This window comes from Aeromonas sp. s9, assembly GCF_040907765.1.
Lineage (GTDB): Bacteria > Pseudomonadota > Gammaproteobacteria > Enterobacterales > Aeromonadaceae > Aeromonas > Aeromonas caviae.
Genome location: NZ_JBFOCK010000036.1, coordinates 58,926 through 77,512 on the forward strand (window position 1 = coordinate 58,926; position 18,587 = coordinate 77,512).

Below are 18,587 nucleotides of genomic sequence, written 5' to 3' on the forward strand. Positions count from 1 at the left end.
GTGAGAAACGCTATCCCAGCAGGGAGAGCACGTTGGCGATCTTGTTGTCGAGTTCGGCCCATTCGGCGGCGGGCTCCGATCCCGCCACTATGCCGGCACCGGCGAACAGGCTGATGCGCGGGCCCCTGATCCGGGCGCTGCGAATGGCGACGGAGAACTCCGAGGTCTCCCGGCTCAGCATGCCGCAGGCACCGGCATACCAGCCGCGATCATGGGGCTCGCATTCACGGATGAAAGCGAGCGCCGCCTCGCGGGGGGCGCCCCCCACGGCGGGAGTGGGGTGCAGGGCAGCCAGCAGTTGCCAGTCGCAGACGCCGGGTTTGAGCTCGGCCTCAATGTCGCACTTGAGGTGTTGCAGCAGCCGCAATTTCAGAATGCGCGGCTCGGTCAGGGTGGCATCGGTCGTGAGGGGGGCCAGGCGGCTGAGAATGTCGGCATGAACCAGCCGGTTCTCCAGCCGGTTCTTGCTGTCGGCCAGCAGCTCGGCGGCCAGGGCCGCGTCGGTCGCCTCATCCCCGGAACGGCGAATGGTGCCTGCCAGCGCCTCGGTAAAGAGGTGGCCCTTCTCCCGGCGGTAGAGGCGCTCGGGGGAGCAGGAGATGAAGCTCTGCTCGGGGGAGAACTGAAAGCCGAAGTGGAAGCACTCCTGGGCGTGGCGGGCCCACTGTGTCAGCAGGGACCAGGGGCAGAGGGGTGCATCGTGCGCCTCGCTCTGGAGCAGGCTCTCCCGGGACAGCACCACCTTGGGGGTGCGGGCCTGGAAGTCGGGGGCCGTGACCTGCTCCACCAGGGTCCGCCATTGGGCAGGGCCCGGCAGGTCCTGGCGCTGCCATGGCCGCTTTTGCAGGGCGGGCAGGGGGGCTTCGGGTTGCAGGGCATCGAGCGCCGCCTCGGCGGCGCAGAGTTCGGCTTCGAATGCGTGACCCTCTTCCCGGGCTGGCAGCCAGAGATTGAGGCAGAGGCTGGTGCACTCCCCCCGGCGTACCAGCTCGATACGGGGCAGCACGAAGCGGCAGGGGCCAAAACCCTGCCAGCCGGGCAGATCCGGGTCGAACGCCAGACCGCCGTAGTAGCGAGGGCTGTCTTCACTGGCCGTACCGGCAAGGTCGCAGACCCGCTGGATATCCTCCGGCCGGGTCAGTTCGTGGATGGCGCCAAGCGCCACGTACTCGGGGCTCTGTTGCCCTCTGGCGCGCCAATAGATGCGGGGGTAGAGCGTCTGGGCCGCCAACCAGCCGGGAAAGACGTCGACGTGAGCGGCCACGCGCAGTCGCACGAAACCGCTGACAGTGCTGTGACGCAGGGCGTCCAGTTGTTGCTTGAGGTGGGTCTGAGCCAACATGGATGTCTAGTCTGAGCCGGATAATCGCGATCGCTCCGGGGGAGGATGGCGCAGGTTGATGCCAAAGGGCGACGATTTCCTATATATTATCTGCCCATTCGTCCATGTAAATTGCCCGGGGGAGCCGACGCCCCCGCGCAGCCAAGTATACCTAAATCCGGTTCGATAACCCTTAACACGATCAATATCTGATTGTTTGGCCATCACAATATGACAAATACCTTCTCTGTTTGGTTGCTGGCGGCGCGTTTGCGAACACTGCCCCTGGCGTGCTCCTCCATCTTGCTGGGCTCGGGGCTGGCAGCCAGCCGGGGAGCGTTCGACGGCACCATCATGGGGCTCTCCCTGCTGACCGCCATCCTGCTGCAAATTCTCTCCAATCTGGCCAACGACTATGGCGATGCGGTCTCCGGTGCCGACAACGGGGAGCGGATCGGTCCCCAGCGCGCCGTGGTTTCCGGCCTCATCACCCGGCACCAGATGTGTGTGGCCATGGGGCTGACCGCTCTGGCGGCCGTGGTGAGCGGCCTCTCCCTGCTGGTCTGCGCCTTCGGGGAGGCGTGGCAGCAGATCCTGACGTTCATCCTGCTGGGGGGAGCGGCCATCGTCGCGGCCATCACCTACACGGTGGGCAAGAGCCCCTACGGCTATCGCGGCTTCGGGGACATCTCGGTGTTCCTGTTCTTCGGCCTGCTGGGGGTGCTCGGCTCCTACTACCTCTTCACCCATCGCCTGGAGTGGGACCTGTTGCTGCCCGCCACCGCCTGCGGCCTGCTGGCGACTGCCGTGCTCAACATCAACAACGTGCGGGACATCGAGACCGATGCCGCCAGCGGCAAGATCACCCTGGCGGTGCGCCTTGGCCGCAACCGTGCCATCGCCTATCACTGGGTCTTGCTGGGGGCGGCGCTGCTGGCGACCATCGCCTTCCTGCTGACTCAGCCTGCGAGCCTCTGGCCCTGGATCTTCCTGCCCGCCATGAAGCCCCTCACCGATGCCGCCTGCACCCTGCGAGAGAGTTTCGATGGCGAGGTGCTGACCGGCGCCCTCAAGAAGACCGCCATCAGCGCATTTCTGTTCAGCCTGCTGCTCTCTGCCGGGCTGGCGCTCACCTGAGGCCGACGCGTTTGGCAATGAAAAGGGCTCCCGAACGGGAGCCCTTTTTGCTGATGTGTCGATGCGTTGTTGTTTCATCAGACCGATGTGATGATCGCCAGGGGAGGAGCATGCCGCCAGGCGAAGGATGGTGCCAGGTGATGCAGACGACGAGGGCCCCCGACAGGGAGCCCTCGTGTGCATGAGGCGTGCTTGCCCCTGGATCAACTTGCCTGGGCCACGGCCGTGCGGCGAGAGAAGAAGAGACTGTCCAGCAGCCAGATGGCAACCATGGAGGCCCCCACCAGCGGGAAGCAGATCCCGAGTACGACCAGCACCGCGATGGCACCGCCCATGGGAGGCAGCTTGGCGGGCAGGGGCGGGGCGGCGAGGCGACCACTGGGACGGCGGCTCCACCAGACCCAGAGCCCGCTCACCGAGCTTGCCAGAATCATCAGGCAGATGAGCAGCATGACGAGCTGGTGCGGCCAGCCGTAGAGCTTGCCCATGTGCAGCATGACGCCGGTTTCCACCGTCTTGGCGACCGGGCCGTAATCCTGCCAGCGCACGTCGACCAGCACCTTGCCGCTGTATTGGTCGATGTGCAGGGTGGCGTCGTTGCGGGGATCATCGGCAAAGATGGCGATGGTATAGACGCCGGTTTCACCGACCGGGGGGGTGATGCTGTAACCCGGGCTGACCCCACGCTCGCTGGCGATGTCGACCACCTGTTGCAGCGGAATGCGATGGCTGGCCATGACCATGCCCTCGTGTCCGCCGCCATGGGTCATGGCGCTGTGATCATGGCTCTCTGCCGTGGGTTGGGAGCTCGGCATGGGCAGGGTCTCGGCCCCCCAGGAGACGGTCTGTTCGTGAGCCTGGTTGAGGCTGCGGGTGAGGGGGGCCGACTTGGGCACCTCGTTCCACATGGCCGCAGGGAAGCGGTTCCAGACATCGGCGAACTGGCCGCCCCAGAAACCGGTCCAGGTCATGCCCGTCAGCAGCAGCAGCAGCAGGAAACCCGCGCCCCAGAAGCCGACCACGGCGTGCAGATCACGCCACCAGAGACGGCCGCGCTGGTGCATTCTCGGCCAGAGGATGCCCCCCACACCCGGTCCCTTGCGGGGCCACCAGAGATAGAGTCCGCTGACGAGGAGCACGATTCCCCAGCCTGCGGCCAGCTCGATCAGGCGATCTCCCGTGGTGCCAAGCATCAGCTCCGCATGGAGAGCGCGCGCCACCGCCTGCAGGTTCCACTTGTTGTCCATGGTACCGAGCAGGGCGCCGTTCGCGGGATCCATGAAGAGGGTCAGCTCCTGCCCTTCACGCATCACGACTATCTGGGCGCTCGCGTCTGCTGCCACCGGGGGCAGGTATTTGCGCAGGCTGGCGTCCGGCATGGCGATGGTTGCCTTGGCCAGCAGCTGGTCGGCACTCAGGGTCTGGGTGGCGGGCGTCACCTTCATCAGCTGGGGGTAGAGCAGGTTGTCCAGCTGCGGTTTGAACAGATAGACGATGCCGGTGAGGGAGAGCAGGATCAGGAAGGGGGCGACGAAGAGACCGGCATAGAAATGCCAGCGCCAGATCCGTTGGTAATAACTTGCGTCTTGTTGCTTCATCGTTGATCCCTGGGTGAACGCCAAAAGGTTTCAGTAGGTGGAATGTTTTGAGTGGCGCGGATAATAGCAGCAACGTTTTGTTAACTGCAACAGAACATGTCGAAGAAATGTACATTCCACCATCGGGGTAAAAACGGGGGTTGAATGGAGCTCTCCGTTCACAATGCGGGGAGCTTCATGGACTTTTCGGGGATAAATTCTTACTTTGTGGCAACACAGGGCATATCAGCCGCAGCGAAGGACTCAAGGCAGGAGGTGAACGTGCAAGCACACGGCCATTTTGAGATGCAGCGACAAGGGCAACTGCTGATCTGTCGGCCGAGCGGCCCTTTCAACCTGGCAGGCGCCATGGCCTATGAGGGCAAGTTCAGCCAGCAGATAAGCCGTTTGCAGGGAGCCCCCTGGGGCATCGTCGAGGTCGCGACCGAGTTCGAGGCCGCCGGCCCCGAGGTGCTGGCCCGTTTTCGTCGCCAGTTCAACTGGTGCGCCACTCATGGCTGCGCCTTTCTGGCGGTGGTCATGATCGGGGATTTCAAACGTTATCTGGCGGATCACGTCTTCAGCGAGCTTCCCTTTCAGGAGGTGCGCTATTTCGAGGAGGAAGCGCAGGCCATCCACTGGCTGACACAGCGCCTCGAGGGGCTGTAAGGCAAGGAGAACCACGTCAGCACGGGTTGAACTTCCCGTTCATTCCAGCCTGATGAACCACTTGTCCCGCTCGTCGAGGCAGTCGGGCTCCCCCATCTCGAATTCACGGCAGATAAGCGGCCGCACCTCGTAGATGCGACACATCATGGTGTTGCGGTCGAGGGCGGCGCACCAACCATCTTCCAGTCTGTGCATCACGGGCACTTCTCCTTCCCGTTCCTCGATATAGCGGTCCGGCACGCCGGTGTCGGTGAAGAGCATCACCTCGAGGCGGCAGCAGCAGGCTTCGCAGTTCTGGCAGCTCACATCGCTCTGGATTGCTTGGGTCATGTCACCTGTCTTGCCGCATGGCGGCGAATGATATGAAACAGGCGCCTGTCAGGCGCCTGTGGTCTGGCCGGGCGTGTGAAATACCTTAGCCCAGTTTGCGGGCACGGTAGCTGCGCCCCTTGATCTTGCCTTCCTGCAACCGCTTGAGGGCGGCGCTCGCCACCTGGCGCTTCACCGCCACGTAGGAGTACTGCTCGGAAATCTGGATCTTGCCCACATCGGCCCCGGCAATGCCGCCTTCGCCGGTCAGGGCGCCGAGGATGTCACCGGCACGCACCTTGCTCTTGCGGCCCGCATCGATGGAGAGGGTCACCATCTGCGGCGCGATCGGCTTGATGTCGCGGCCGATCCCGGCCAGGTCGCCCTGGGGAATGGGGGCCTGCTGGTACTCCTCGATGAAGTTGACGCGCTGGGCCTCGTTCGGCTGGTAGAGGCTCAGGGCCAGGCCCTGCTGGCCGGCGCGGCCGGTACGGCCGATGCGGTGCACATGCACCTCGGGGTCGTAGGTCAGCTCGTAGTTGATGACGGCCCCCAGCTCCTTGATGTCGAGGCCGCGGGCCGCCACGTCGGTGGCGACCAGTATGGTGGCGCTGCCGTTGGCGAAGCGCACCAGCACCTGATCCCGCTCACGCTGTTCCAGGTCACCGTTCAGCGCCAGCGCCGAGAAGCCCTTGGCGGCCAGGTGATCGGCCACGTCGTTGCAGGCGCGCTTGGTGTTGCAGAACACCACGCAGGAGCCCGGTTGGTAGTGGCTGAGCAGCCAGGTGAGGGCATCGAGGCGCTGGCCGGCCGGCACTTCATACAACTTCTGTTCGATGGCGCTCTCTTCGTGCAGGGACTCCACGCTCACCTCCACCGGGTTGCGTTGCACGCCGCGGCTCATCTGGGCGATCCCTTCCGGATAGGTGGCGGAGAAGAGCAGGGTCTGGCGATCCCGCGGGGCGTGGCTGATGACGCGGTTGATGTCTTCGCCAAAGCCCATGTCCAGCATGCGATCCGCTTCGTCCAGCACCAGCGTCTTGAGGTCGTCGAGCTCAAGGGTGCCCTGCTCCAGGTGCTTGAGGATCCGGCCCGGGGTGCCGACGGCGATGTGGGCGCCAAAGCCCAGGGTGGCGGATTGCGGTGCGGTCGGGGTGCCGCCGCACAGGGTCACCAGCTTGACGTTGGGCAGGGTGCGGGCGAGACGGCGGATCTCGGTGGCCACCTGATCCGCCAGCTCGCGGGTCGGACAGAGCACCAGCGCCTGCACGGCCAGCCGGTTGACGTCCAGCTTGGCCAGCAGACCCAGGCCGAAGGCCGCGGTCTTGCCGCTGCCGGTTTTCGCCTTGGCGATCAAATCTTTGCCGTCGAGCACCAGGGGCAGGCTCTGGGCCTGGATCGGGGTCATCTGCAGATAGCCCAGGCTGGCGAGGTTGTCCTGCAGGGCGGAGGAGAGGTTCAGGCTGCTAAATTCGCTGTTGTTCACAAAAGGACTCTATGTCGGAAAACCAGAAATGGGGGGGCGCGGTGCGCAAGGGGGCGCATCATACCAGAATGTGCCGCCGGATGCGGTGAATATTTGAACGGTTGGCGTCATGGGTTGCCGATGGAGGCTTCTGTCTGCGTTGGCGGGCTTGTGGTATGTAAAAAGAGCACAATGGAACAGGGTGGTCATGGCCAGATCATGATGAATGGCGAGAAAACGTTTTTAATTAAACATGCCCTGGTGATGATGAGTCATCGGAGGATGCCATATGGGATATGGCCGTTATTCAATCTATATACGAATGAGGAATAAAATTAACGAATTGGCATAACTTATTGTTTTTGATTTATTTTTAAACTTCCCAAGTGACGATTAATAATTATGTGCCTTGGCAATTAATTTAAAAACGTTTGTATTATTTCGCATGCATATTTTTACCGCGGATTGTGATGATTCTCTGATTTTTAAATATGCAGTTCTTTATGATGGCGCCGGTCAAAAATAACAATTCAATGGGTGCTACTGGTATGGAATACGTTCATTTCGTGCTCGGACTCGTGATGGTCCTGGCATTGGCGTTGCTGGCAAACCGCCGCAACTGGAAACAGATCAAGCTGCGTTACATCGGCCAGCTGCTGGTGGTCGAGCTGGCGCTCGCCTGGTTCATGCTCAACTCCGAAGTGGGTCTGGCGGTGGTGGGTGGCTTTGCAGCCGGCTTCACCAAGCTGATGGAGTTTGCCAAGCAGGGGACCGACTTCGTGTTCGGCGGTCTGGTCAACGAAGGGGCTTTCTCCTTCTTCCTGATGGTGCTGATGCCCATCGTCTTCATCTCCGTGTTGATCGGCATTTTGCAGTACATCCGTCTGCTGCCCATCGTCATTCGTGGCATCGGCACCGTGCTGGCCAAGATCAACGGCATGGGCAAGCTGGAGTCCTTCAACGCCATCAGCTCCATGATCGTCGGTCAGTCCGAGAACTTCATCGCCCTCAAGAACATACTGCCGCACCTGAACGAGAAGCAGATGTACACCCTGGCGGCGACGGCCATGTCCACCGTCTCCATGTCCATCGTTGGTGCCTACATGCAGCTGATCGAGCCGCGCTACGTGGTGGCCGCGCTGGTGCTCAACATGTTCAGCACCTTCGTGGTGCTCTCCCTCATCAACCCCTACGAGCCCGACAACACCGTGACCGATGCCAAGGCGCTGGCCGAGGGTGACGAGCACCACACGCCGAAGAAGGAGAACTTCTTCGAGATGCTGGGGGAATACATCATGGCCGGTTTCACCGTGGCGGTGATCGTCGGTGCCATGCTGGTGGGCTTCATCGCCCTGATCGCCCTCATCAACTACCTGTTCGAGGCGGCGTTCGGCGTCAACTTCCAGCACGTCATGGGCTACATCTTCTATCCCGTTGCCTGGATCCTGGGCATCCCGGGCAGTGAAGCGCTGCAGGCCGGCTCCATCATGGCGACCAAGCTGGTGACCAACGAGTTCGTGGCCATGATGGATCTGGGCAAGATTGCCGCCGAGCTCTCCCCGCGCACCGTCGGCATCCTCTCCATCTTCATGGTGTCGTTCGCCAACTTCAGCTCCATCGGCATCATCGCCGGTGCGGTGAAGGCGCTGAATGAAGAGAAGGGCAACATGGTCTCCCGCTTCGGTCTGAAGCTGGTCTATGGCTCCACCCTGGTGAGCCTGCTTTCCGCCGTTATCGCCGGTGTGATGATCTAGGTCCTCCCCCCGCGCTGCTCATGACGACCCCCTGCCTTGGCAGGGGGTCGTTTTTTTGGGCAGATGAGCGGGTGAACTGAGGAGGGGACTGGTCGGCAGCCCGGCCATCAAGCGCGGGGGTCTTCCACCTTGATGTTGGCGGGGACCCGCTTTTTGCCCAGCACCATGGCGCGGACCAGATCGCTGCGGGTGAGGCGATCGGTCAGGAGTACCACGGCCGCATGGACGCCAACGGCGGCCATCAGGGTGTTGGCGATGATGCCGTGCAGCTCCTCCAGCCACTCCTCGCCCCAGAAGGCATCCCAGGTGGTGAGCCAGCCGGTGACGACGGTCCCGACCAGGGACAGCAGCAGCAACCAGATCATCAGGGAGCCGACCGGATTGTGGCCGAGGTAGTAGGGGTGGCGCCCCTGGGCGAGCTGGCGCAGGTAGTAGCGGACCCGGGCAGGGGTTGGCCACCACTGGCCGAAGCGGGCGTAATAGGGGCCGACCAGCCCCCACAGCAGGCGGATGATGAGCAGGATGCCCACCGCGTAGCCAGCATATCTGTGGGGTTTGCTGCCCTCTTCCAGCACGAAGAAGTTGAGCAGGCAGAGAGTGACGGTCGCCCAGTGAAACACCCGGATGAGGGGATCCCAGACTTTCACTTCAGAGGCAGGTGTCATGGCAAGGCTCCATGGTGGGGGCCGGGGGAAGACCGGCCCGGGGCGGCGTTACTCGTCGATCTCTTCTTTCACCTTTTTCAGGTCGGTCGGGTCGAAGTAGATCTCGACCTTGCGCTTCTCCTTGTCCCAGCCGTAGATCTCGTAGCAGCCGGTCTTGGTGGCCTTGAACTTCTTGATGTCGTATCCCATCGCCTTGATCTGCTGCTGGGCGTCGGCTTCGCTCATCCACTTGCTCTTGTCGGCCTGGGTGCATTGGGGGTCGGCCAGGGCTGCGCCGCTCAACAGGGGGATCAGTAACAACAGGGGGGTCAGTTTCATTGCTTGCTCCTTGCGGGTGGTTGGGTCAACAGTCGCAAGGCTAATCAAGGCGCATTAAGGAAGAATTAAGGGAAAAGGGAACTGAATGGCTCTCCCCGGCGGTGGACCGGGGAGAGGGTGATCAGCTCAGCTTGCCCCTGACCAGCCACTTGTCCAGCGCATTGGCGAAGCGCTGCTTGTCGGCGGCGTTGAAGGGCGCAGGGCCACCGGTCTGGACGCCGGTAGAGCGCAGCTCCTCCATGAAGTTGCGCATCCCGAGCCGTGCCTGGATGGTCTCCCGGGTGTAGATCTCGCCCCGGGGATTGAGCGCCTCGCCCCCGGCGTCGATGACCCAGGAGGCGAGGGGAATGTCGCCGGTGATCACCAGGTCGCCGGGCTTGACCTGCTGGGCGATGACATGATCTGCCACATCGAAGCCCTTCTCCACCTGCTGGGTCTTGATGAAGGGGGAGGGGGGGACTCTGAGCCCCTGGTTGGCCACTAGCGTGGTCACCACCTGGGCGCGGTGGGCGGCGCGGTAGAGGATCTCCTTGACCGGGATGGGGCAGGCATCGGCATCAACCCAGATGGGCATGGCATGGCTTCCTGTGTCTGGAACGGGTGGCGCATCTTAGCATGGCTGGTGCGGGGCGGCTGCCCGGGGCTGAGTCGTCCCCGCCTTTGGTGTAAGCTGGGGCCTGCACATGAAACGAGAAGGAGACGAGATGGATCGGGTGCCCGGTGACGTGATTTATGGCCTGACCCTGGACGGCAAGGGGGGCATGACCCCGCTGGCCGAAGGTAGCGAGATCCCCGGTGCTCAGCCCGGCTGGCTGCATCTGGACTATGGCAACCCGGAGTCGGCGCGCTGGCTGCTGCAGACGCCGCTGCTGGGGGAGGCGGCCCGTGAGGCCCTGCTCGGCCAGAGCAATCGTCCCAAGCTGGTGCGGATGGGGGAGACGGTGCTGCTGATCCTGCGCGGCATCAACCACAACAAGGATCACAGGCCTGAAGAGATGGTGGCCCTGCGGATCTTCATCACGCCGGATCTCATCATCAGCAGCCGTCGTCGTCCGCTGCTCTCCGAGAAAGATGTGTTCGAGCAGCTGTCGTTGGGGGGCGGTGCCGACACACCCGCCGACTGGCTGGTGGAGATATGCGACGCCCTGACCGACCGGGCCGGGGAGTTCGTCGAGGAGCTGCACGACCAGATCCTGGATCTGGAGGAGATGGTGCTGATGCGCGACCTGCCCGCCAACGGTCGGCTTGCGCGCATCCGCAAGCAGCTCATCATGATCCGTCGCTACCTCTCCCCTCAGCGGGATCTGGTGGCGCGCCTGGCCAACGAGAAGATCAGCTGGCTGGACGAAGATGACAGGCGACGCCTGCTCGACATCGCCGACCGCTTGCGGCGCTGGCTCGACGATCTGGATGCCGGGGTGGCGCGCACCGCCGTGCTGGCGGACGAGATCAACAACCTGATGGCGGAGGCGACCAACCGCCGTGCCTACCAGATGTCGGTGATGGCGCTGCTGTTCCTGCCCGCCAGCTTCCTGACCGGCCTGTTCGGCATCAACCTGGGGGGGATCCCCGGGGCCGAGAGTCCGACCGCCTTCTGGGTGTTCTGTGGCTTCCTGCTGGTGCTGGCGACCGGACTGGCGGTCTGGCTCAAGCACAGGCGCTGGTGGTAAGGAGTGAACATGACGACATGGGAATCTTTTGGCGTGACCCTGCTGCTGTTGCTGGGGCACACCCTGGTGCGCGGCCTCATTCACAAGAGCCTGATGGCCCTTGGCCAGAGCCGGCAGGTGAGCGAGAACCGGGTACTCTACGTGGAGCACGTATTCCACTTCCTGCTGGGCTGCGCCACCTTGCTGATCCTGGCCGGGGTCTGGGGGCTCGACTTCTCCCGGCTGGTGGTGCTCGCCTCCTCCTTCTTCGCGGTACTGGGGGTCGCCATGGTGGCCCAGTGGTCGATCCTCTCCAACATCACCGCCAGCATTACCATCTTCTTCGCCTTCCCCTACAAGATTGGCGATCGCATCCGCATCCTCGACAAGGATGACTCCGTCACCGGCATCATCACCGAGATCGGCCTCTTCTACGTGCGGGTGCGGGATGACAACGGCGATCTGGTCACCTATCCGGCGAACCTTATTCTGCAAAAGCCGGTGAGGCGGCTGGAGGGAAAGGAGGCTGAGTCCACGCAGCCGGAATGAGAAAAGGCTCCCTCGGGAGCCTTTTTCGATGGCTGTTCAGCGTTCGAAGAAGCGGTAGAGGTGCTCGACCTAGACGGGGCAGTCGGCCACCAGGTGGATGTGGTCCCGTGCCTCCTCGGTGGACGAGAAGCTCATGGGGCACCCCAGGGTGTCCGTCATCACGTAGAGGTGGCCGTCTTGCCCCCTGAACTCCACGATCCAGCCGGGGGAGACGATGTCGTGCATGATCTCCGCCTCCTTGAACCTGTGCTGCTGGTGAAGAGCGCGCAATTCACTGACTGTCATGACATCCTCCTATGACTCATGGCGCCACCCTCAAGTCTAGTTCTCCTTCCCGGTGGCGCCGTCATCGGATCAGGGCCCCGTCGCCCCCTCCCGGGGTGGTTGCAGGGCGATCAGCAGCTCCCCGGGCAGCGGCGTGACAGGGCCGGTGACCACCCTGGGTCTGGCCTTGGCATCCAGCACGAACAAAGGAATGGCGCCGGGATTGGCCTCCTGATACTGGTCCCAGTCGAAGGTGTCGCTCAGGCGGGTCGCCTTGATCTGCCCGCCCCGGCTCAGCAGGCCGCTCAGCCTGGCGAAGTTGATGTCGGCGCCGAACAGGTTCTGGCGGGCACGGAAGGTGGCGCTCTCCCGGTTGGCCTTGCCGTGCTGTTCGCTGGAACGCAGGGAGTGGACCTTCTCCTCCCCGTAGAGGTGGGCGAAGTGCAGCACCCCGAGGGCGTTGTTGTGGCGGCTGGGAGAGAGCGCCAGCACGGTGCTGATGCTGGTGAGGGGCAGGTGCCGCTCGGCGTGCTCCGACTGGGGGTTGCCGAAGTAGCAGGGCAGGCCGCTCATGCGGGCCAGCTTGCAGTGCTCCCAGGCAGGATCGGAGAGCTGCACCGGGATCCCCTGATCCGCCAGCGCCTTGCCGATGGCCCGGGCCACCGAGTTGGCGCCGATGAGCAGCCAGACATTGGGGGCGCTCTGGCGCATGTCGAGCAATCTGGCCAATGGCGTGGCCGTCAGGCTCTGCAGCACCACGGTGAAGATGATGACCGCAAACACCAGGGGCACCAGCTTGTCGGCATCCTCGATGCCGGCCTCGTGCATGCTGATGGCGAAGGAGGCGCTGACCGCCGCTGCGACTATGCCCCGGGGGGCTATCCAGGCGAGCAGGGCGCGGGCGCGCCAGGGCAGGTCCGACCCCCGGGTCGAGACCAGGATGCAGAGCGGGCGAGCCACGAACTGCACCACGCACAGCAGGGCCAGCACCATGGGGCCGAGCTGCCAGAGCTGGGCCAGATCGAGGCGGGCTGCCAGCAGGATAAAGAGGGAGGAGATAAGAATGACGGCGAGATCCTCCTTGAAGGCCAGCACCTCCTCCAGATCCAGCCCCTCCTGGTTGGCGAGCCAGATGCCGAACACCGTCACCGCCAGCAGGCCGGATTCGTGACTGAGCCAGTCAGACAGGGTGAAGGTCACCAGCACCAGCGCCAGTACCCCGAACTTGTGCAGGCTGACCGGCAGCCAGTCCTTGCGGATGAGCAGGGTGGTGAGCCAGCCGGCACCGACCCCGATGAGCGACCCCACTCCCACCGTCTTGGCCAGGGCCAGCAGGGTATGACCGACCAGATCCCCCTGGCTGCCGAGGCGCACCGCCTCGAACACCAGTACCGCGAACAGGGCGCCGATGGGGTCGATGACGATCCCCTCCCAGCGCAGGATCTTGTCTACCTCCCGGACCGGGCGGATCACGTTGAGCATGGGGGCGATCACCGTGGGGCCGGTCACTACCAGCACGGCGCCGAGCACCATGGCGACCCGCCAGTCCAGCCCAAGCAGGAAGTAGCTGGCGGCGCCGATGACGGCAAAGCTGGTCACCATGCCGGTGGAGCAGAGGTTGCGTACCACCTTGCCGATCCCCTTGAGTTCGGTCAGGTGCAGGGTCAGCGCCCCTTCAAACAGGATGATGGCGACCGAGAGGGAAACCAGGGGAAACAGCAGATCCCCCAGCAACTGATCGGGATCGAGCAGACCGGTCACCGGGCCGAGCAATAGGCCGCTCAGCAGCAGGAACAAAATGGCGGGAACGCGCACGGACCAGGCAAGCCATTGGGCGAGCAGGGAGATGAGGGCTATTCCGGCGAGGGATAGAGCAATCATGCCAACCTCGTACAGGTGATGGGGTTGGACCTAGTGTAGCGGGGAAGGGGGGCAAGATGACACCCGCCAGGCGTGCAGGAGAGAGCCGCTCAGATCAGATGGGGCTCTCTTTGTGGAGTTCGGTGACGCAATCGGTCACCGCCAGCACCAGGGCGGAGCGCACCATCTGATCGAGCCGGTTGAGCTGCATCTGGTAGAGGGGCCAGTCCTCCTCGTTGGCCGGGGGATCCTGCGGCATCATGCTGCCCTGCTGGATGGCATTCAGGCGCTCGAGCAGATCGCGGACCGGCTTGTCGCTGAAGCGGTAATCCTTGGGGTCGCGTACCAGAAAGTCGCGGATCTTCAGGTACGCCTCGAGATCCTGATAGCGCTCGAGGGAGATGAGGCCGAGGGCGAAGATGAGCTTGAGGCGCACCTCCAGCTGGCCGAGGGGGCCGCTCTGGTTGAGCAGGGGTTCGATGGCGTATTTGACGGCATACTCCTCCTGACGAAAGGCTCGCCGCATCAGGGAGTCGACCGCCTCTTCCAGGATGGTCACGACCTCGAGAAAGAAGCCGCGGGGGCCATCCTGCTCGTTCAGTCGCTCCAGTACTTCATCTTCCTGGTGTGTGGTCATAAGTGCTTCGGGTCCGGCTGACAGGGGGAGAGCAGGCCCTCCCCCGGTTTGTATCGTATGGGGTCCGTCACGGGCGGTGTGACGCCACCCCATCAGGTCACTTCAAGTTGTTGTAACGGGCGACGATGGTGCGTACCACATCGCTGTGCTCATCCAGGCCGGTGACGCGGGCCAGGGTCCGTGCCGGACCAATTTCCGCCAGCATGGCCTGCAGCTCCACCGCCTGGGGATCGTCCTCATTGCGGTAATGCAGTGCGGCGGCGATGCCCTCCTGCAGGTGATCGCTCGGCAGGCCGTACTCCAGGGTGCCGAGCAGCGGCTTCACCAGCCTGTCCCCCGCCGCCAGCTTGCGCAGCGGCTGGCGACCGACCCGGTCAATCTCGTCCACCAGATAGGGGTTGGCGAAGCGGGAGAGGATCTTCTCGATGTAGGCGGCGTGCAGGCGCGGGTCGAAGCCGTAGCGTTTCACCAGCACGGCCCCGCTCTCCTCCATGGCGCGGCGCACCTTGCTGCGGATCAGCGAATCCTCGATCGCCTCGCGCACGGTGCGATAGCCCCTGAGCTTGCCGAGGTAGGCGGTGACGATGTGGCCGGTGTTGAGGGTGAACAGCTTGCGCTCGACGAAGGCCATCAGGTTGTCGGTGGGCTCCATGCCCGCGACCTGGGGCAGCTCCCCCTTGAACTGGGTCCGATCGACGATCCACTCGCTGAAGCTCTCCACCGTCACCTCCAGGGGATCGTCGTTCGCCGCGGCGGGTGGAACGATGCGATCCACCGCCGAGTCGACGAAGCCGACGCACTGCTCGAGGGTGGCATGATACGCGACCGGCAGGTACTTGAGTACCTCCTCCTTGAGGTGGCTGGTGCCGCGCACCATGTTCTCGCAGGCGATGACGTTGAGGGGAGTCAGGTTGCCGGCATCGAAGCGGGCCTGCAGCCCCTTGGCCAGGGTGCTGGCAATCTTGTCCAGGATGTTGGGGCCGACCGCCGTGGTGACCAGATCGGCGGTGATGATGCGGGCGATCACCTCGTGACCGGCGGAACTGACCGCCGCCACGTTGCGCACCACGTCCAGCTTCTGATCCGTGCCCACCACGTGCACCTTGTACTCCTGGCGGTGGTTGAGCTGATCGATCAGGGTCTCGTTGACGTCGGCGAAGGTGACCTGATGGCTGGCGTCCGCCAGCAGTTTGCCGATGAAGCCACGACCTATGTTGCCGGCACCAAAATGCAATGTTTTCATGATATTAACCTCTATAACCAAAGACGATGACGGATGTTCAGGCAGCCTGTTCGGCGCCCAGCAAGTCCAGGAACTCCTGAGGATCCTGGGTACTGGCCAGGCGGTCGATGAGACCGGGTTCGTCCAGTGCATTGGTCAGGCGGGTTATGACCTGAATGTGTTCATCGTTGCGGGCGGCGATGCCGATGACCAGGCGCGCTACCTCATCGGCGCCCTCGCCGAAGGCGACTCCGGCCGGGTACTGGCAGATGACGATGCCGGTACGCTTCACGTGCTCCTTGGCGGCGATGGTGCCGTGGGGCACGGCGATGGATTCGCCGAGGTAGGTGGAGACCAGCTGTTCGCGCTCCAGCATGGCGTCGACGTAGTCCGGTGCCACATAGCCTCGCTCGGCCAGTAGCTTGCCGGCGGTCACGATGGCGGCTTCCTTGCTATCGGCCTTGAGGCCCAGGTGCACGTCCTGCAGGCTAAGGGTGAAGACTTCCGGCTCCTGGGGCTCGTAGCTGTCGTCGTTGGCCGCCACCAGCAGTTGCGGGTTGGCGACGTCATCGTTGGCCGCGTTGGCCAGGCTGAGGTTCTGCACCAGCTCCTGATAGAGGGCGTTGTCGAGGAAGTTGGTCAGCGAAATGTGCTGTGCATGCGGCGCATGGCGACGGGCACGGTCGGTGAGATCCTTGTGGGTGATGACCAGATCCACCTGATCGTCCAGGTTGTTGATGGCACGGTTGGTGACGCTGATGTCGAGACCGGCGGCCTGCACCCGCTTGCGCAGCATGCCGGCGCCCATGGCGCTGGAGCCCATGCCCGCATCGCAGGCGACGACGATGTTGCGCACTGCGGTCAGCTCTGTTTCCGGCTTCTTGGCGGCGGTGGTCTCCGGCTTGGTACCCTTCATGGCCTTCATCTTGCGGGTGGCTTCACCCAGGGCATCGGCCTCGTCGGCTTCCGGCTGCTGGGCACGGACGAACACGGCGGCGACCAGGAAGGAGACGGTGGCGGAGGCGACGATGGAGAGCAGCACCCCGATGAGGGAGGCTTTCGGCGTCATCAGCAGCACGGCGAAGATGGAGCCCGGGGAGGCGGGGGAGACGAGACCTGCGTTGAACAGGGTCAGGGTGAAGACCCCGGTCATGCCGCCTGCGATCACCGCCAGGATGAGGCGCGGGTTCATCAGCACGTACGGGAAGTAGATTTCGTGGATGCCGCCGAAGAAGTGGATGATGGACGCACCGGCTGCGGACTGCTTGGCGGCGCCACGGCCGAACACCATGTAGGCCAGCAACACGCCCATGCCCGGACCCGGGTTCGCTTCGATCAGGAAGAAGATGGAGCGGCCCTGTTCGGTGGCTTGCTGGATCCCGAGCGGCGAGAAGATGCCGTGGTTGATGGCGTTGTTCAGGAACAGGATCTTGGCCGGCTCGACGAAGATGGAGGTGAGGGGCAGCATGTGGTTGTCCACCAGGAAGCCGACACCGCTCGCCAGCACGCCGGAGAGCACCTTGACGAAGGGACCGATGACGAAGAAGGCGAGAATGGCGAGCAACATGCCGATGATGCCGGCGGAGAAGTTGTTCACCAGCATCTCGAAGCCGCTCTTGACGCGACCTTCCATCGCCTTGTCGAAGCGCTTGATGGCCCAGCCACCCAGCGGGCCGACCATCATGGCGCCCATGAACATGGGGATGTCGGTCCCCACGATGACGCCCATGGTGGTGATGGCACCGACCACGGCACCCCGGTCACCCCCGATCAGCTTGCCGCCGGTATAGCCGATGAGCAGCGGCAGCAGGTAGGTGATCATGGGACCAACCAGCTTGGCCAAGGTTTCATTGGGCAGCCAGCCAGTGGGGATGAAGAGGGCGGTGATGAAGCCCCAGGCGATGAAGGCGCCTATGTTGGGCATGACCATATTGGACAGGAAGCGTCCAAAATTCTGTATCTTGACTTTGGTATCCGGTGATAACATGTCGGGACCCCGTTTTAAGCCTGTGTGATTAAAAGTGGTAGTCGGGATGACGAGTTTTGCCGAACTCCCATCCCAGTCGTCTAAGCAACTTCAATCTACCAGCTTGTGATCAAATTAGGCTGGAAACGGGGTGTCTTGTGACCTGGATCTCAAATACCTCGACCTCCCCCCTCCCGATATAGTGATGAAGATCACAGTCAGTCGCTGTATTTCGGCTACATTTCGATCTTCTCGCTTCTGGGTGTCAATTTTTTGTGATTGATGTCTCGTTTTGTGGTTTGCGAAAATGCAGTGTCAACGTGACTGTCGTCACAAAACCAAATTTTGCACTCAAATGAGTCATGGTTTGTCGCCTCGTATTTGCAAGGAATAACGATGGATATGCCGCAGTTCATCGTTAATCACCAATGAATCATTTATTTTGTAACCCACTTTCAGTTTTTCCCCCGAGAGGATCGGTTCTGAAAGGGCCTCTTGTGACGCCCGGGGGGCGGATCCTGATCCGCTCCCGTCTCGATCCTCCCTGCCGGTCGCGACGCAGGCAGGGGCCTGCGAGCGGGTCTCCCATCCCGTCTGCCCGCGGAGCGCAGCCATAAAAAAAGGTTCATCGCGGCTTTCCGGGGAAGGCCGCCTTGATTTTCAGAAAAAAGTATTCTGAGTCCCTAAATCCATATGCCATGCGCTTTATCACTTTGATCTTGTTGTTCACCCCTTCCAGCACACTCGTGTGCATCGGGTAGTTTGCACTCGCCAGGATCCCCCGCATATATTTCGATAAATTTCGACCAAATCGTTGCAGCGGCGCTAGCCCGCTTTCCTTCACCTGCCGCATCCAGCTCCGCCATCGTCGCCATCCTTCCCACACGCTCGGCGCATACCAGATGCCCTTCAACGCCTCTTTCAGCACGTACACCATCGCCAGCGGTTGATTCGCCGCCAACAGCTCCTGCAACTTCACATCCTGTTTTTCACTCAGCTTCGTCCGATTACGTAGCAGCAACCAACGCGCACTTTTGACCACTTTTCGCGCCGGTTTATCGCTTTTCAGTGCATTCGCCTGCTCCACTCGCACCCGGTCCACCACCTCTCGGCCATAGCGAGCCACCACGTGGAACAGGTCGTAGACCACCTCCGCCTGCGGGCAGTGTTGCTTCACCTCCAGGTCGAACGCCGTGTTCATGTCCATCGCCACCGCCTCAATCTG

The 18,587-nt window shown here is 62.8% G+C and carries 17 protein-coding genes and 1 pseudogene; 5 read left to right on the forward strand and 13 right to left on the reverse strand.

Going from position 1 to position 18,587, the window contains the following annotated elements; all coding sequences use genetic code 11:
• Positions 1-10: 10 nt before the first annotated feature.
• On the reverse strand, positions 11-1,342 hold the full coding sequence (locus AB5Y54_RS06875; RefSeq protein ID WP_041212280.1) for an isochorismate synthase MenF: 1,332 nt from the start codon (positions 1,340-1,342) through the stop codon (positions 11-13).
• Between the two features lie 210 nt (positions 1,343-1,552).
• Here AB5Y54_RS06875 and AB5Y54_RS06880 point away from each other — a divergent pair, with 210 nt between their 5' ends.
• Entirely contained in the window at positions 1,553-2,458 is a 906-nt protein-coding gene (locus AB5Y54_RS06880; RefSeq protein WP_201984870.1) for a 1,4-dihydroxy-2-naphthoate polyprenyltransferase, read from the forward strand.
• 203 nt (positions 2,459-2,661) lie between these two features.
• On the opposite strand, the gene AB5Y54_RS06885 is transcribed toward AB5Y54_RS06880, so the two are convergent.
• Positions 2,662-4,056 (reverse strand): PepSY domain-containing protein, encoded by a 1,395-nt coding sequence (locus tag AB5Y54_RS06885; protein ID WP_201984869.1) that lies wholly within the window; start codon positions 4,054-4,056, stop codon positions 2,662-2,664.
• Positions 4,057-4,311: 255 nt separating this feature from the next.
• Here AB5Y54_RS06885 and AB5Y54_RS06890 point away from each other — a divergent pair, with 255 nt between their 5' ends.
• On the forward strand, positions 4,312-4,704 hold the full coding sequence (locus AB5Y54_RS06890) for a hypothetical protein (RefSeq protein WP_113069059.1): 393 nt from the start codon (positions 4,312-4,314) through the stop codon (positions 4,702-4,704).
• Between the two features lie 39 nt (positions 4,705-4,743).
• On the opposite strand, the gene AB5Y54_RS06895 is transcribed toward AB5Y54_RS06890, so the two are convergent.
• Entirely contained in the window at positions 4,744-5,034 is a 291-nt protein-coding gene (locus AB5Y54_RS06895) for a YkgJ family cysteine cluster protein (protein WP_039039772.1), read from the reverse strand.
• 85 nt (positions 5,035-5,119) lie between these two features.
• Positions 5,120-6,499: an ATP-dependent RNA helicase DbpA gene (gene dbpA / locus AB5Y54_RS06900; RefSeq protein ID WP_039039771.1), complete on the reverse strand. Its 1,380-nt coding sequence runs from the start codon at positions 6,497-6,499 to the stop codon at positions 5,120-5,122.
• 527 nt (positions 6,500-7,026) lie between these two features.
• Between dbpA and AB5Y54_RS06905 the strand changes: the two genes are divergently transcribed.
• Positions 7,027-8,232, forward strand: a complete 1,206-nt coding sequence (locus tag AB5Y54_RS06905) for a NupC/NupG family nucleoside CNT transporter (RefSeq protein ID WP_010672751.1) — start codon at positions 7,027-7,029, stop codon at positions 8,230-8,232.
• Between the two features lie 107 nt (positions 8,233-8,339).
• On the opposite strand, the gene AB5Y54_RS06910 is transcribed toward AB5Y54_RS06905, so the two are convergent.
• The 3 genes from AB5Y54_RS06910 to AB5Y54_RS06920 form a co-directional block, all read right to left on the reverse strand.
• Positions 8,340-8,897, reverse strand: coding sequence for a cytochrome b/b6 domain-containing protein (locus tag AB5Y54_RS06910; protein WP_041214375.1), 558 nt, complete (start codon positions 8,895-8,897; stop codon positions 8,340-8,342).
• A gap of 48 nt (positions 8,898-8,945) precedes the next feature.
• Positions 8,946-9,215: a PepSY domain-containing protein gene (locus AB5Y54_RS06915; protein ID WP_010672753.1), complete on the reverse strand. Its 270-nt coding sequence runs from the start codon at positions 9,213-9,215 to the stop codon at positions 8,946-8,948.
• Between the two features lie 121 nt (positions 9,216-9,336).
• Positions 9,337-9,789 carry a YaiI/YqxD family protein gene (locus tag AB5Y54_RS06920; RefSeq protein WP_143237006.1) on the reverse strand — a complete coding sequence of 151 codons (453 nt, stop codon included), beginning with the start codon at positions 9,787-9,789 and terminating at the stop codon, positions 9,337-9,339.
• Between the two features lie 130 nt (positions 9,790-9,919).
• On the opposite strand from AB5Y54_RS06920, the gene zntB reads away from it, so the two are divergent.
• Both zntB and AB5Y54_RS06930 read left to right on the forward strand, forming a co-directional pair.
• Positions 9,920-10,885, forward strand: coding sequence for a zinc transporter ZntB (gene zntB, locus AB5Y54_RS06925; RefSeq protein WP_171865294.1), 966 nt, complete (start codon positions 9,920-9,922; stop codon positions 10,883-10,885).
• Between the two features lie 9 nt (positions 10,886-10,894).
• Complete coding sequence (locus tag AB5Y54_RS06930) at positions 10,895-11,413, forward strand: mechanosensitive ion channel domain-containing protein (RefSeq protein ID WP_039039767.1); 519 nt, start codon at positions 10,895-10,897, stop codon at positions 11,411-11,413.
• Positions 11,414-11,482: 69 nt separating this feature from the next.
• Here AB5Y54_RS06930 and AB5Y54_RS06935 read toward each other — a convergent pair whose 3' ends face one another.
• The 6 genes and pseudogenes from AB5Y54_RS06935 to AB5Y54_RS06960 form a co-directional block, all read right to left on the reverse strand.
• Complete coding sequence (locus AB5Y54_RS06935) at positions 11,483-11,698, reverse strand: hypothetical protein (protein ID WP_143237007.1); 216 nt, start codon at positions 11,696-11,698, stop codon at positions 11,483-11,485.
• Between the two features lie 69 nt (positions 11,699-11,767).
• Complete coding sequence (locus AB5Y54_RS06940; RefSeq protein WP_041214376.1) at positions 11,768-13,558, reverse strand: sodium:proton antiporter; 1,791 nt, start codon at positions 13,556-13,558, stop codon at positions 11,768-11,770.
• A gap of 94 nt (positions 13,559-13,652) precedes the next feature.
• Positions 13,653-14,174, reverse strand: coding sequence for an MltR family transcriptional regulator (locus tag AB5Y54_RS06945; RefSeq protein WP_010672759.1), 522 nt, complete (start codon positions 14,172-14,174; stop codon positions 13,653-13,655).
• 97 nt (positions 14,175-14,271) lie between these two features.
• Positions 14,272-15,417 carry a mannitol-1-phosphate 5-dehydrogenase gene (locus AB5Y54_RS06950; RefSeq protein ID WP_201920855.1) on the reverse strand — a complete coding sequence of 382 codons (1,146 nt, stop codon included), beginning with the start codon at positions 15,415-15,417 and terminating at the stop codon, positions 14,272-14,274.
• Positions 15,418-15,454: 37 nt separating this feature from the next.
• Positions 15,455-17,383, reverse strand: a complete 1,929-nt coding sequence (locus tag AB5Y54_RS06955) for a PTS mannitol transporter subunit IICBA (protein WP_201920858.1) — start codon at positions 17,381-17,383, stop codon at positions 15,455-15,457.
• Between the two features lie 604 nt (positions 17,384-17,987).
• Positions 17,988-18,587: pseudogene (locus AB5Y54_RS06960) on the reverse strand (ISL3-like element ISAeme19 family transposase); the annotation flags it as partial.

Excerpts from the sequence above, each read along its gene's own strand:
- AB5Y54_RS06875 (WP_041212280.1), bottom strand. The coding sequence starts at position 1,342 with ATGTTGGCTCAGACCCACCTCAAGCAACAACTGGACGCCCTGCGTCAC.
- AB5Y54_RS06880 (WP_201984870.1), top strand. The coding sequence starts at position 1,553 with ATGACAAATACCTTCTCTGTTTGGTTGCTGGCGGCGCGTTTGCGAACA.
- AB5Y54_RS06885 (WP_201984869.1), bottom strand. The coding sequence starts at position 4,056 with ATGAAGCAACAAGACGCAAGTTATTACCAACGGATCTGGCGCTGGCAT.
- AB5Y54_RS06895 (WP_039039772.1), bottom strand. The coding sequence starts at position 5,034 with ATGACCCAAGCAATCCAGAGCGATGTGAGCTGCCAGAACTGCGAAGCC.
- AB5Y54_RS06905 (WP_010672751.1), top strand. The coding sequence starts at position 7,027 with ATGGAATACGTTCATTTCGTGCTCGGACTCGTGATGGTCCTGGCATTG.
- AB5Y54_RS06910 (WP_041214375.1), bottom strand. The coding sequence starts at position 8,897 with ATGACACCTGCCTCTGAAGTGAAAGTCTGGGATCCCCTCATCCGGGTG.
- AB5Y54_RS06915 (WP_010672753.1), bottom strand. The coding sequence starts at position 9,215 with ATGAAACTGACCCCCCTGTTGTTACTGATCCCCCTGTTGAGCGGCGCA.
- AB5Y54_RS06920 (WP_143237006.1), bottom strand. The coding sequence starts at position 9,789 with ATGCCCATCTGGGTTGATGCCGATGCCTGCCCCATCCCGGTCAAGGAG.
- zntB (WP_171865294.1), top strand. The coding sequence starts at position 9,920 with ATGGATCGGGTGCCCGGTGACGTGATTTATGGCCTGACCCTGGACGGC.
- AB5Y54_RS06930 (WP_039039767.1), top strand. The coding sequence starts at position 10,895 with ATGACGACATGGGAATCTTTTGGCGTGACCCTGCTGCTGTTGCTGGGG.
- AB5Y54_RS06935 (WP_143237007.1), bottom strand. The coding sequence starts at position 11,698 with ATGACAGTCAGTGAATTGCGCGCTCTTCACCAGCAGCACAGGTTCAAG.
- AB5Y54_RS06940 (WP_041214376.1), bottom strand. The coding sequence starts at position 13,558 with ATGATTGCTCTATCCCTCGCCGGAATAGCCCTCATCTCCCTGCTCGCC.
- AB5Y54_RS06945 (WP_010672759.1), bottom strand. The coding sequence starts at position 14,174 with ATGACCACACACCAGGAAGATGAAGTACTGGAGCGACTGAACGAGCAG.
- AB5Y54_RS06950 (WP_201920855.1), bottom strand. The coding sequence starts at position 15,417 with ATGAAAACATTGCATTTTGGTGCCGGCAACATAGGTCGTGGCTTCATC.
- AB5Y54_RS06955 (WP_201920858.1), bottom strand. The coding sequence starts at position 17,383 with ATGTTATCACCGGATACCAAAGTCAAGATACAGAATTTTGGACGCTTC.